The 12,606-nt window shown below is 59.7% G+C and carries 13 protein-coding genes and 1 pseudogene; 6 read left to right on the top strand and 8 right to left on the bottom strand.

What is annotated here, in order from left to right:
- Positions 1–145 precede the first annotated feature (145 nt).
- Positions 146–334, bottom strand: coding sequence for a hypothetical protein (locus ACOYXE_RS15160; RefSeq protein ID WP_016985943.1), 189 nt, complete (start codon positions 332–334; stop codon positions 146–148).
- A 340-nt stretch (positions 335–674) separates the two neighbouring features.
- Here ACOYXE_RS15160 and ACOYXE_RS15155 point away from each other — a divergent pair, with 340 nt between their 5' ends.
- The 3 genes from ACOYXE_RS15155 to ACOYXE_RS15145 all read left to right on the top strand — a co-directional run bounded on the left by ACOYXE_RS15155 (position 675) and on the right by ACOYXE_RS15145 (position 3,122).
- On the top strand, positions 675–1,511 hold the full coding sequence (locus tag ACOYXE_RS15155) for a CvfB family protein (RefSeq protein ID WP_405122128.1): 837 nt from the start codon (positions 675–677) through the stop codon (positions 1,509–1,511).
- 45 nt (positions 1,512–1,556) lie between these two features.
- Entirely contained in the window at positions 1,557–1,955 is a 399-nt protein-coding gene (locus ACOYXE_RS15150) for a DUF2177 family protein (protein ID WP_405122127.1), read from the top strand.
- Between the two features lie 234 nt (positions 1,956–2,189).
- Positions 2,190–3,122: a DMT family transporter gene (locus ACOYXE_RS15145; protein WP_160056656.1), complete on the top strand. Its 933-nt coding sequence runs from the start codon at positions 2,190–2,192 to the stop codon at positions 3,120–3,122.
- Here ACOYXE_RS15145 and ACOYXE_RS15140 read toward each other — a convergent pair.
- Positions 3,067–4,248 carry an MFS transporter gene (locus ACOYXE_RS15140; RefSeq protein WP_460926222.1) on the bottom strand — a complete coding sequence of 394 codons (1,182 nt, stop codon included), beginning with the start codon at positions 4,246–4,248 and terminating at the stop codon, positions 3,067–3,069. The two genes, ACOYXE_RS15145 and ACOYXE_RS15140, sit on opposite strands and share 56 nt — an antisense overlap.
- 104 nt (positions 4,249–4,352) lie before the next feature.
- On the opposite strand from ACOYXE_RS15140, the gene ptrR reads away from it, so the two are divergent.
- Both ptrR and ACOYXE_RS15130 read left to right on the top strand, forming a co-directional pair.
- Positions 4,353–5,246, top strand: a complete 894-nt coding sequence (ptrR, locus tag ACOYXE_RS15135; protein WP_460926221.1) for a putrescine utilization regulator PtrR — start codon at positions 4,353–4,355, stop codon at positions 5,244–5,246.
- Positions 5,247–5,388: 142 nt separating this feature from the next.
- Positions 5,389–5,517: a PA1414 family protein gene (locus ACOYXE_RS15130; protein WP_007914492.1), complete on the top strand. Its 129-nt coding sequence runs from the start codon at positions 5,389–5,391 to the stop codon at positions 5,515–5,517.
- Between the two features lie 105 nt (positions 5,518–5,622).
- Here the strand turns inward: ACOYXE_RS15130 and ACOYXE_RS15125 are convergent, their stop codons facing one another.
- The 6 genes and pseudogenes from ACOYXE_RS15125 to speB form a co-directional block, all read right to left on the bottom strand.
- Positions 5,623–5,871 (bottom strand): phosphopantetheine-containing protein, encoded by a 249-nt coding sequence (locus ACOYXE_RS15125; RefSeq protein ID WP_034153223.1) that lies wholly within the window; start codon positions 5,869–5,871, stop codon positions 5,623–5,625.
- Positions 5,872–5,914: 43 nt separating this feature from the next.
- Entirely contained in the window at positions 5,915–6,640 is a 726-nt protein-coding gene (locus ACOYXE_RS15120; protein WP_160056662.1) for an MBL fold metallo-hydrolase, read from the bottom strand.
- Between the two features lie 86 nt (positions 6,641–6,726).
- Positions 6,727–8,106, bottom strand: coding sequence for a sodium:solute symporter family protein (locus ACOYXE_RS15115; RefSeq protein WP_405122124.1), 1,380 nt, complete (start codon positions 8,104–8,106; stop codon positions 6,727–6,729).
- Between the two features lie 151 nt (positions 8,107–8,257).
- Positions 8,258–9,762, bottom strand: a pseudogene (locus ACOYXE_RS15110) (purine-cytosine permease family protein).
- Positions 9,763–9,818: 56 nt separating this feature from the next.
- The gene (locus ACOYXE_RS15105) at positions 9,819–10,241 is read right to left on the bottom strand and encodes a YybH family protein (protein ID WP_160056668.1); all 423 of its coding nucleotides are present in this window, start codon (positions 10,239–10,241) and stop codon (positions 9,819–9,821) included.
- A gap of 10 nt (positions 10,242–10,251) precedes the next feature.
- Positions 10,252–11,202 (bottom strand): agmatinase, encoded by a 951-nt coding sequence (gene speB / locus ACOYXE_RS15100; protein WP_003222717.1) that lies wholly within the window; start codon positions 11,200–11,202, stop codon positions 10,252–10,254.
- A 507-nt stretch (positions 11,203–11,709) separates the two neighbouring features.
- Between speB and ACOYXE_RS15095 the strand changes: the two genes are divergently transcribed.
- Complete coding sequence (locus tag ACOYXE_RS15095; protein ID WP_007914510.1) at positions 11,710–12,603, top strand: LysR family transcriptional regulator; 894 nt, start codon at positions 11,710–11,712, stop codon at positions 12,601–12,603.
- The last annotated feature ends 3 nt before the right edge of the window (positions 12,604–12,606 follow it).

Below are 12,606 nucleotides of genomic sequence, written 5' to 3'. Positions count from 1 at the left end.
GTGCAAGGATACCGGCGAATGATCGGCGTTGAAGGCCGTTCGTCGATTTACAAGGATTTTTGTTTAACAAGGGAGGGATGTTGCGCGGTGCCAGTCCAGGCGCTTCGAAGCTCAAAGCGCCTCTGGACGGGTGTAAAACCGGGTGTTACTTCTTGCCTAGGCTGATCTGCTTGGACGGGCCGAACGTCTGGCCACTGACGCCTTTGGCAATTTGCTGGATCTCGCCGCCAGACTTGAGGAACGCTGCGATCTGATCGTTGATCGATTCGCTGGTTTCAACGGCTGGAGCTGGCTTTGCTTTGCTGGTGGATGCTTTTACACGCATGGCGGCCATTAACCTGTAGAAAAGTAACTCGGCCAGGCATCGTACAGGAATAACTTGACAATTGCTTGGTAAATATCCCCCGGAATAACCCAGCACTGCACTGCATTATTCGCGATTGAATATGCGATATATCCGGCTAACCTGCTGTTTTAAATAAGAACATTCAGGTTTGGAGGCGTTGAAATATTCAACCGCGAGCGGTGGTACCTGCCTGACGAGCGGCACCTCAGCCCAGCCACGCACAAGGAAAATCAAGGCATTGCGCAGATTTACGACGCGTGCGGATCTGCCGCCCGACGGCCACGCCAAAAACGGGTAGAATGCCGCCCACGCAATGAGGGTTCTGGAAATGGCTTTAGTCGGGCGTTACAACAGTTTGCAAGTGGTTAAACACACTAACTTCGGTTTATATCTGGATGGCGGTGCCGACGGCGAGATTCTTTTGCCTAATCGTTATATCCCGAAAGATATTCCGACCGAAGATGAAGATTGGCTCAACGTATTTGTTTATCTGGACAGTGAAGACAAACTTCTCGCTACCACGGAAAAACCAAAAGTTCAGGTCGGCGAATTTGCCAGTCTGAAAGTCGTTGAAGTCAACAGCATCGGTGTGTTCCTCGATTGGGGGCTGCCGAAGGATCTGTTGCTGCCGTATTCCGAAGAAAAGCGCCAGATGACCGCCGGCGAATACTGCGTGGTGCATGTCTACCTCGACAAGCACACCCGCCGCATCACCGCAACTGCGCGTCTGGATCGCTACCTCGACAAGACCCCGGCCAACTACAGCCAGGGCCAGGAAGTTGATCTGCTGGTTGCCGAAGCCACCGACATGGGCTTCAAGGCGATCATCAACAACAAGCACTGGGGTTTGATTCACAAGAACGAAATCTTCAAGTTCATGCGCGCCGGCATGACCGAGAAGGGCTACATCAAGGAAATCCGTGCCGACGGCAAGATCGCCCTGAGCCTGCAACCGGTTGGTCAGGAAGCGGCCAGCAGCCTGAACTCGAAGATCCTCGCCAAGTTACGCGACAACAGCGGTACATTGCCGGTCAGCGACAAGAGCGATCCGGCGTTGATCAGCAGCCTGTTCGGCGTCAGCAAGGGCAACTTCAAGAAGGCGATCGGTTCGCTGTACAAGGAAGGCAAGATCGTCATTCACGCTGATCGCATTGAACTAACCTGAGCCTTGCGTGGCCCATCCTGCATGGGCACACATGAGGTCGGGTCGATGAAAAAAGCGCTGATTGGCTATGTTGCAACGCTGCTGACGTTTCTGCTGCTCGACGGCATCTGGCTCGGCCTGCTGATGGCACCGACCTACCGCGAGCTACTCGGTCCGCTGATGCTCGAAAAACCGCTGCTGGTTCCGGCAGCGGTTTTTTATTGCCTGTATGTTTTTGGCTGCGTGATATTTGTGGTGCTGCCGGCCGTGACGTGGCAATGGGCGGCGAAGCGGGGCGCGTTGTTAGGGCTGATAGCTTACGGCACGTATGACCTGACCAATTGGGCGACGTTGCGCGGGTGGTCGGTGCAGGTGACGCTGATGGATTGGGCGTGGGGGACGCTTGCCACTGCTGTGGCTTGTAGCGTTGGGTTTTTGTTGGCGAGGCGGTTTGGCAAGGTCTGATCCGAAATGCAGGTAAGCCATGCGGGCCTCTTCGCGAGCAGGGAACGCAATCCAAAGTGGGAGCGAGCCTGCTCGCGAATGGCGGCGCAGCCGACAGCCATTCACCACTGCCGCCACTGAAGCACTAAATGTCTTTTCCAGACGCCTTTTTTCCGCCCGACTGATTGATAATCCCCAGCACTATTTTCTGACCATTGGATGGCCTGCCATGTTGTGTGTGTTCGAGGTGTTGCGGTGAGTGTCGAGCGGCGCAATGCCGACAGTTTTGCCTTGCAGGTGATGATCGGCCTCTGCCTGATCTGGGGCGTGCAGCAAGTGATGATCAAATGGGCGGCGCCGGACATCGCGCCTGTCATGCAAGCGGCCGCGCGCTCGGGGATCTCTGCGTTACTGGTGGGGTTGCTGATCTGCTGGAAGGGCGGCTGGGATCAGGTCGGTACGACCTGGCGCGGCGGCTTGCTGGCCGGTGCGCTGTTCGGTCTGGAATTCCTTTTCATCGCTGAAGGTCTGCAACTGACCACCGCTGCGCACATGTCGGTGTTCCTCTACACCGCGCCGATTTTCACCGCTTTGGGGGTGCATTTCCTGTTAGCCAGTGAGCGCCTGCGACCTTTGCAATGGCTGGGCATTCTCCTTGCGTTTATCGGCATCGCGATTGCCTTCGCCGGGGGCGTGTCGTGGGACAACCTCGACCGGCGCATGCTGCTGGGTGATGCTTTTGGCGTACTGGCTGGCGCCTGTTGGGGCGCGACCACGGTGGTGGTGCGCGCCTCGCGGCTGTCGGAAGCACCGGTGACGCTGACCTTGTTCTATCAGTTGATCGTCGGCTTCCTCGGCCTGCTGCTGATCGCGCTGTTCAGCGGCCAGATCACTCACGTCAGCCTGACCCCCGTGGCAGTCGCCAGCGTGCTGTTCCAGGGACTGGTGGTGTCGTTCTTCAGTTACCTGATCTGGTTCTGGCTGCTGCGTCGTTATCTGGCGGCCAACCTTGCGGTGTTTTCGTTTATGACGCCGCTGTTCGGCGTGACCTTTGGCGTGTTGCTGCTCGACGAACAGTTGACGGTTAACTTCGTAGTCGGCGCCGTACTGGTGCTGCTCGGCATCACTTTTGTCAGCGCCGAGCAGTGGCTGCGTCGGCGTTTGCGCAAAGCGCTGGGTCAGCGTTAGTCGATTGCATCGCCAGGCCGCCGGCAATCAGCAAGCCGCTGCCGGCGATGATCAGCGCCGGCTGCAGGCCACCGCTGAAATGGCTGCTCAGCGCTGCCAATAGAGGGCCGCTGAGTTGGCCGACGGCGAAGCAGGCGGTAAGCATCCCGGCATTGCGCTGGGTGGCGTGCGGCGCCAGTTCCCGCGAGCGTTGCATGACCAGTTGCATGCAGGCGAGGAATGGCGTGCCGCAGAGGATCACCCCCAGTGCTAGGCCGATGCCGCTGCCGAGCAGGCAGGCGAATACGCCGGCCGCTTGAAGCCACAGCGTCGCCATCAACCAGTGCCGGGTGGTGGCGGGATCGTGACGCCGCAGGCTCACCAGCAACACGCCAAGCGCCGCAGCCAGACCAAAGCAAGGCCAGAACAGATCCGCCTGCCATTCCCCGTGAAACTGCGCATTGGCCATTTGCGAGAGGAAGGTCGCCGGAATGATGTAGCCGACGCCGTAAAGCGCATAAATCAAGGCCAGCCGTCCAATGCCCCGATTCGATGGACTGACTGGCGCTGCAACCACCGTCGCCGTTGCGACAGGCGTTGGCAGCAGTCGCCAGACCCCCAGCATCATCACCAGCGCAGCCGCGGCATAAATCAGCCACAACGTTGCGGACGTCTGATTCAGCAGATGTGAGACCAGCGCCAGCAACCCCGTCAGAAAAATCCCCAACCCCGGTCCGGCAAACACCAGTGCTCCCAATCTCGGACGACCTGCTGCTGCCGCCAACGGTTGACTCAACGAAGTGATCATCACCAGCACCCAGGCACTCGCCACCCCGTTGCCGAAGCGCAGCACCAAGTGCGACCAGAATCCATTGGCCCAGAACGACGCCAGCGTCAGCAGCACGCACAACCACAGTCCGCCATGCAGGCGCCGCTGAACCTGCTGCGGGCGATGGGCGAACATCGCATCCACCGCACCGAGCAAGTAGCCGAGGTAGTTGGCCGCCGCAATCAGACCGGCGGCCGTCAGGTCGATCTGCCCTTCGCTGAGCAGGTGTGGCATTTGCGGGGTGAGGGCGAAACGCCCGATGCCCATGGCCATCATCAGGGCAACGAAACAGGCGGATAAGCGAATCAAGGGCGACATGGTCGGAATTCCTTGGAAGGATCAATGACCGTCAGGCTAAGACTGATTGACTTTCTTTAAAATTGAATAATAGTGAGTAACTTGTTCTGTTCTGGAGAAAGGTTGTGGAGTTCAGCCAACTGCGGATTTTTCAGGCCGTGGCCGAAGAAGGGTCGATCACCCGCGCCGCCGAACGCCTGCACCGGGTGCCGTCGAACCTGTCGACGCGGCTCAAACAGCTTGAAGAACAACTCGGTGTCGAACTTTTCGTCCGTGAGCGTCAGCGTTTGCAGCTGTCGCCTGCGGGAAAAGTCCTGCTGGACTACACCGGCAAACTCTTCGCCCTGCGCGATCAGGCCATTGCGGCGGTCATGGGCGGCAAACCGGCCGGCGACTTCGCTCTGGGCACCATGTACAGCACGGCGGCGATCCATTTGCCGGCGCTGCTGGCGCAGTATCACAAGCAGTATCCGGCGGTGAATCTGCAGGTGCAGTCGGCGCCGAGCGGGGAGTTGCTGGAAGGTTTGCTCACCGGACGTCTGGATGCCGCGTTGGTCGATGGTCCGCTGGAACTGGCCGGGCTCGACGGCGTGCCGTTGTGCGAGGAGCGGTTGGTGCTGATCACGGAAATCGATCATCCGCCGGTACGCAGTGCCCGGGATGTCGAGGGGCGTTCAGTTTTCACTTTTAGGCGGGGTTGTTCCTACCGCATGCGTCTTGAAGCGTGGTTTTCGCACTACCACGCGACGATGGGTCGGGCGATGGAGATCGAGTCCTATCAGGGCATGCTCGCCTGCGTGATTGCCGGAAGTGGCGTGGCACTGATGTCGGAGTCGATGCTGGCCAGTCTGCCGGGGCGCGATAGCGTCGCCGCGCACCCGTTGGCCGAGCCATTCGTGGGTGCGACAACATGGCTCATGTGGCGCAAGGGCATGCTCGGCGCCAACCTCAACGCGTGGATTGAGGTGCAGCAGGCTGTCTATCCCGCGGCTCAGATAGAAAGCCGAGAAACAGCCTGAACCAATGGCGGCGAATTCTGTTCAATTCAGTAACAGATCATTGCGGATTTGGCCGAGCATTACGTAGGACTTCGGACTATTATCAGTGCGAAGCGGCCTCAGAATTCCGGCCGCTCAGCACCACCCTGAAGGGGGCATGACGATGAAAGAGAAAATTCAAAACTGGCTGCACGATTTGGGTGTTGCCCTCGGTTTGATCGAACCGCCTCTGCAACCTGTACCGATCCGCACCGATGACGAGCAGCGCCGCCGTCAACAACGGCGCCGGTAACGCCCCCGATCCGAGATCAAAGGATTCAAGATCAAGAGATCGCAGCCTTCGGCAACTCCTGCATAAAACAGTGTAGGAGCTGCCGCAGGCTGCGATCTTTTGCTTTCAGTGCCGCCCGATCTCGAGCAAAAACCGGCTCAAGTCATTCGCCGTCTTCGCGGTCTTGAGCATGCGGTCTTCCTCGGCGGTGAACGCCGTCAGCCCGAATTCATCTTCCAGATGAAAGATCAGATCCTCGATATCCGCTTTTTCCAAGCCCAATTGCACCAGGCTGGTGTTGTCGTTGAATTCGCGGGTTTCCAGCAGACGCCGGATATACCGGTGCACGGCGGCACGTACGGCAGCTCTTCTCATGGCAGATTTTTCTGATGGTTGTTGTGCTTGAGTGAAGCAGACCTCAGGCGTGGCCGCGCAACCACTGGTCAATCATCGAGCGCAAATGCTCCCCGGAAAAACTGCCAAAGTGCCCGCCATGCACCGTGCGGATCGGCAACGCCTGCAAACGCCGCAGACTGGCGGCGTAATCCTCAAGATTGGAGTGGTAGGCGTCTTCGATCAGCGGCCCGTCGTAGATGATGTCGCCGCTGAACAGCGTCTCAGTCGCCGCCTCATACAGGCTGATGCCGCCTGGCGAATGCCCCGGTGTGTGCAGCACTTGCAGCGTGCGATTGCCCAGATCGAGCACATCGCCGTCCTCGACAAATCCGGTGGCCGGCGCGGCTTTGACCCGGTATTCGGCGTAGCACAACGGGCAGTCCGGATGCGCTTCAAACATGTCGTCGCCGACGAAGGCGCGGCTCAAATCGTTTTCGCCATCCGGCGCTGCAAGGATGTCCGCTTCGGCGCGATGCACCAGCCGTTCAGCAAATTCATGATGCCCGGCGATGTGGTCGAAGTGACAATGACTGGCCACCGCCACCAATGGCCGCTCGGTGATCCAGGGCAACTGCTCGCGCAGGCTCACCAGCCCCGAACCGCTGTCCAGCAACAGGTCTTTGTCGCGCCCCTGAATGTGCCACAGGTTGCAGCGGTAGAACGGTCGAATATACGGTTCATGAATAAGCCGAATGCCATCGCTCAAACTCTGCACTTCAAACCAATGATCACGCGATACGATCTTCATCAGCCATTTTCTCCAGACGTAAAAAAACGGGTGTGGCAACCGACGCCACACCCGTCGAAGAAAGCATCAAGTTGTTACATCAGAGCTTAGATCGCACTCGCCACCGTCGCCGGGCGAGGGGAGAGCAGGCTGACCACCACAAAACTCACCAGACCCACGGCCAGGCTGTAGTAGATCGGCGTGTTCGCGTCCAGACCGTCCTTGAACATGAACAGCAGTGCGGTGGCGAAACCCAGGCCCATGCTGGCGATGGCGCCGGCAGTGGTCGCGCGTTTCCAGAAGATCGCACCCATCAGCGGGATCAGCATGCCGCCCACCAACAGGTTGTAAGCGAGAGTCAGCGCACTGATCACATCGTTCACCACCAGCGCGATACCCAGCACGACGATGCCGGTGAGCAGGGTGAACAGGCGGTTGATGCCCAGGCTCGACTGTTTGCCGCCACGCAGTTTCGGCAGCAGGTCTTCAGTCAACGTGGTCGCCGCAGCGAGCAGGCCGGCGCTGGCAGTGGACATCATCGCGGCGAGTGCCGCAGCGATCACCAGACCACGGATGCCGTCCGGAAGCGACAGTTTGACGATGGCGGCGAAGGCGTTGTTGACGTTGTCCAGATCCGGGATCAGCACATGCGCAGCCATGCCGATCAGCGCGCAGGCCAGGCCGTAGACGATGCAGTAGATGCCGGCGATGCTGCCGGCGTATTGCGCGACTTTCGCGGTTTTGACGGTGAACACCCGTTGCCAGATGTCCTGACCGATCAGGATGCCGAAGAAGTAGATCATGAAGTAAGTGATGATCGTGTCCCAGCCGATGGTGGTGAAGCTGAAGGCAGTCGCCGGCAGTTTCAGCACCAGTTCGTCCCAACCGCCCACGCGGTACAGGCAGATCGGCAACAGGATGAACATCAGGCCCACGGTCTTGATGATGAACTGGACGATGTCGGTAAGGGTCAGCGACCACATGCCGCCGATCGCCGAGTAGATCACCACGACGCCACCACCGACGAGTACCGAAACCCAGAATGGCAGGTCAAACAGTACTTGCAGGACGGTGCCAATCGCCAGGATCGAGGTCACGCCGATCATCAGTGCGTAGGCCAGCATGATTGCCGCGCTCGCCGAACGGGCCATCGGATTGTAGCGTTTTTCCAGGACCTGGGTAACGGTGTAGATCTTCAGTTTCAGCAGTGGTTTGGCGAGGAACAGGTTCAGCGCGACGATGCCGCAACCCAGTGCCGCGCACAGCCAGAAACCGGAAATGCCATGCACGTAGCCCAGACGCACGGTGCCGACGGTGGACGCGCCACCGAGTACGGTCGCGGCCATGGTGCCCATGTACAGGCTTGGGCCCAGGTTACGACCGGCGACGAGAAAGTCCTCGTTGGTCTTGGCCTTGCGCATGCCGAAGTAGCCGAGCAAGAGCATGCCGGCGGCGTAGATGAGGACGACGAATAAATCCAAAGCCATGATGGCGTGTCTCCGATTGTCTTTTTTATGTTGAGGCCAAAATCATTTTCCTTGTAGAAGTGAGCCTGCTCGCGATAGCGGTCTGTCAGTCACATCTTTATTGGATGTGCTGAAGTCATCGCGAGCAGGCTCACTCCTACAGGGATCGGCGTCAGGCGGCCTGGCGCAGTTCAGGTTTTCCCACGATTTGGCTGCGGGCATCCTTCGGGCCGAACACTTCGCGCGGTTCCGGGAACAGGCTCAGCAGCGTCAGATACACCACCGAAGCCAGGCCCAGGGTCACCGGCAAACTGATGTCGATGCCGCCGGCCATTTCACCCAGCGGGCCGACGAATTGCCCCGGCAAGTTCACGAAGCACAGGCCAACCGCCGCGCTCGGGACCCAGGCGCCCAGACCACGCCAGTTCCAGCCGTGGCTGAACCAGTAGCGTCCGCCCTGTTCGCCGCGCGTGAACACTTGCAGGTCATCCGGGCAATAGAAGCCACGACGCACCAACAGGCCGATGATCATGATCACCATCCATGGCGTGGTGCAGGTGATGATCAGCACGGCGAAGGTCGACACGCTCTGCACCAGGTTCGCCGCAAAGCGCCCGATGAAGATGAAGGCAATCGACAGCACGCCGATCAGCAGCGTCGCCTTGACCCGCGACAGCACGCGCGGAAACACGCTGGACATGTCCAGCCCGGTGCCATACAGCGAGGTGGTGCCGGTGGACATGCCGCCGATCACCGCAATCAGGCACACCGGCAGGAAGAACCAGCTCGGCGACACCGCCAGCAAACCGCCCACATAGTTGTTCGCCGCGATGTAGTCCGGCGCCTTGATCGCGACGATGGTCGCTGTGGTCAGGCCGAACAGGAACGGGATGAACGTGGCGATCTGCGACAGCACCACCGCCGCCATGATCCGTTGCTTGGAAGTTTCACGCGGGATGTAGCGCGACCAGTCGCCGAGGAACGCGCCGAAGGAAATCGGGTTGCTCATCGCCACCAGCGCGGCACCGATGAACGCCGCCCAGAAGCCCGGCTGGCCGAAGCTGACGGTGCCGGCGTAATGCGCGTCGAAAGGACCGGCGAAGGCGAAGATGCCCAGCAGGAATAACAGGCTGGCGCTCCACACCGCGATCTTGTTCACCCACAGCAAAAAGCGGAAGCCGTAGATGCACACGGCCAGCACCAGAATCGCGAACAGACCGTAGGGTCCAGGCCCAGAGTCAGGTCGGTTTCCGGCAGACCGATCAGGCGTTTCGCACCACCGATCAGCGCATCCCCCGAACTCCACACCGAGAGCGAGAAAAACGCGATAGCGGTCAACAGCGACAGGAACGAACCGACGATCCGCCCGTGCACGCCGAAGTGCGCACCGGACGACACGGCATTGTTGGTGCCGTTGAGCGGACCGAACAGGCCCATCGGTGCGAGGATCAGCGAGCCGAGCAGTACGCCCAGCACAATCGCCCAGACGCCGGCCTGAAAAGACAGGCCGAACAGCACCGGGAAACTGCCGAGCACGGCGGTGGCAAAGGTATTCGAACCGCCGAAGATCATCCGGAACAAATCCGTCGGGCCTGCGCTGCGTTCGTGGTCCGGGATCTGTTCGACCCCGTGGGTTTCAATCTGCGTAAGGCTTTGGTCGTTGTTGTTGTTATTCATGATCTGCTCCGATCATAAAGGCGCGCCTCATCGTGCGTGAGGCGTCACCTGTTTGGCTAAGGGGATGGCAGCCCTTCCGGCATTGCGGACAAATGTTCGTGGCAGGCCAGCCAATGGCCTTGTTGTTCTAGGCTCGACGCTTGTTTCCTGAAAACAATCGTCTCGCGCTCCTGGCTGAAGTGTTGCTCCCCTTGCATGCGCAGCTCGGTGGCCACGTCATGGATGAAAATCGCCACGTCACCCTGCAGGCTGACGAAGGCGTTGCTCGAGGTGCACGCAAGCACCTCGAAGCCATCCTCGGCGCGCCAGCTGTCCCACAAGGCCTGATAGGCATCGCGCGACAGCAATGGCTGTTCGAGGGTGTAGAAAACGAAACTTGCATCGGCGCTGAAGGCGCCGAAATAAGCCTCGCGATCATTACGGGCGAAGGCGGACACCAGATCGGCGGCCGCTTGCAAAACCTGATCACGTTCGTTCATGACCCGATCCTCAGCGATGGACCACGCCAGGCAGTACGCAGAGCATTTCGTACAGCAGGTTGGCGGCCAGCAGCGAGGTGTTGCCGGTGGTGTCATAAGCGGGCGAGACTTCTACCAGATCGCAACCGATCAGGTCGAGGCCTTGGCAGCCACGGACGATTTCAATCGCCTGAATGGTCGTCAGACCACCGATTTCCGGGGTGCCGGTGCCCGGTGCCCAGGCCGGGTCGATGCCGTCGATGTCGAAGCTCAGATACACCGGACCACCGCCGACTTTCTCGCGCACTTCGGCCATCAGCGGCGCCAGCGACTTGTGCCAGCACTCTTCAGCCTGAACCACGCGGAAACCCTGATCGCGGCTCCAGTTGAAGTCATCAGCGGTGTAACCCTGAGCGCGCAGACCGATCTGTACGACGCGGTCGCAGTCCAGCAGACCTTCTTCGACGGCGCGACGGAAGGTGGTGCCGTGGGCGATCTTCTCGCCAAACATGTGATCGTTTACGTCAGCGTGGGCATCGATGTGCACCAGACCGACCTTGCCGTGCTTCTTGTGAATCGCCCGCAGGATCGGCAGGGTGATGGTGTGGTCACCACCCAGGGTCATCGGGATCACGTTGTGCTCGAGGATGTTGTCGTAGGCTTCTTCGATGATGCGCACGGCGTCGAGCAGATTGAAGGTGTTGATCGCCACGTCACCGATGTCGGCGACCGACAGCGAGTCGAACGGCGCAGCGCCGGTAGCCATGTTGTACGGGCGGATCATGACTGATTCGGTGCGGATGTCGCGTGGCCCGAAGCGGGTACCGGGGCGCAGGGAAGTACCGATGTCCAGTGGCACGCCAACAAAGGCAGCGTCCAGGCCGGCAGCGGTCGGTACATGGGGGAGTCGGAGCATGGTGGCGATGCCGCCGAAGCGCGGCATTTCGTTGCCGCCCAGTGGTTGGTGAAGAATCTTGTCCACGGGTAAGGCCTCATCGTCTTTGTTTTATTTATGTCGGCGCGCCGTTGAGCACAGGTTCGGGCGCCGCTGTGGGGCCGATGATGCGAAATGTAGTGAGGGGAAAGAATCGCTACGGGCAAAAACTTAGTTCAGATTTTTCTAAACTAATGGGCGAGGGGCGATTAGACTTTGTCGGGTTCGGGTCGTGTGATCGACAGGGAATCGTTGCCCTCACCCCAGCCCTCTCCCAGAGGTAGAGGGGGCCGACCGAGTTGTTGGCGGAATCTGCATCGACCTGAAAAATCAAGTCGAACTCAGGATTTGAAAGCCATAGAGATCAGCCCCCTCTCCCTCACGCCCAGAGGTAGAGGGGGCCGACCGAGTTGTTGGCGGAATCTGCATCGACCTGGAAAATCGAGTCGAACTCAGGATTTGAAAGCCATGGAGATCAGCTCCCTCTCCCTCGGGGAGAGGGCTGGGGTGAGGGGCTTTTCCCACAGACACACAGTTGCAAAGCCCGGAGCAGACATGGCCAACGCTTTACCCGACCTGAAACTGTTGCGCATCTTCGTCAGCGTCGTGCGTCATCAGGGTTTCGCCAACGCCCAACAGGAACTCAACCTGTCGACCTCGGCGATCAGCACCTACATGAGCCAGCTCGAAGCCGCGCTCGGCCTGGTGCTGTGTCATCGCGGGCGCGGCGGGTTCAGCCTGACCAGCAAGGGTGAACTGTTCCATCAGGAAACCCTGCGCCTGCTCGCCGAGCTCGAAGGTTTCGAGCAATACGCCGCCGCGCTCAAGGGCGAACTGCGTGGCACGCTCAACCTCGGCGTGATCGACTCCACCGTCAGTGACAAGGCCTTGCCGTTCGCCGAAGCCATCGGCGCCTACAGCCAGGAACACCCGGCGGTGCATTTGCATTTGTCGGTAATGAGCCCATATGAACTGCAACTCGGCGTGCAGGACAACCGCCTCGATCTGGCCATCGGTGCGTTTTCCACGCGCATGAGCGGTCTGATCTACATGCCGCTGTACCGCGAGCAGCATTGGCTGTACTGCAGCAGCCGCCATCCGTTGTTCAACGAACGGCGTATTCCCGAACAAGTCATCACCCAGCAACGCATGGTCGGACGTGGTTACTGGAGTCAGGCCGAACTGGCGCGACACGGCTTCAAACACAGCGCGGCGACGGTGGAAAGTATGGAGGCGCAGCTGATTCTGGTGCTGTCCGGCGCCTACATTGGTTACTTGCCAGAACACTACGCTCAGGCCTGGGCCGACAAGGGTGACCTGCGCGTGCTGCTGCCGGCGACCTTCGGTTATCAGGCGCCGTTTTCGATGATCATGCGTCGCGGCCGTAGCCGCGAACCGCTGATCCAGACCTTCCGTGATCTGCTCAAAGCACAGCTCAATCAGGCTTAAGAC

The organism is Pseudomonas sp. MC6 (assembly GCF_054790575.1).
This window is presented reverse-complemented; position numbering and strand designations above follow the sequence as displayed.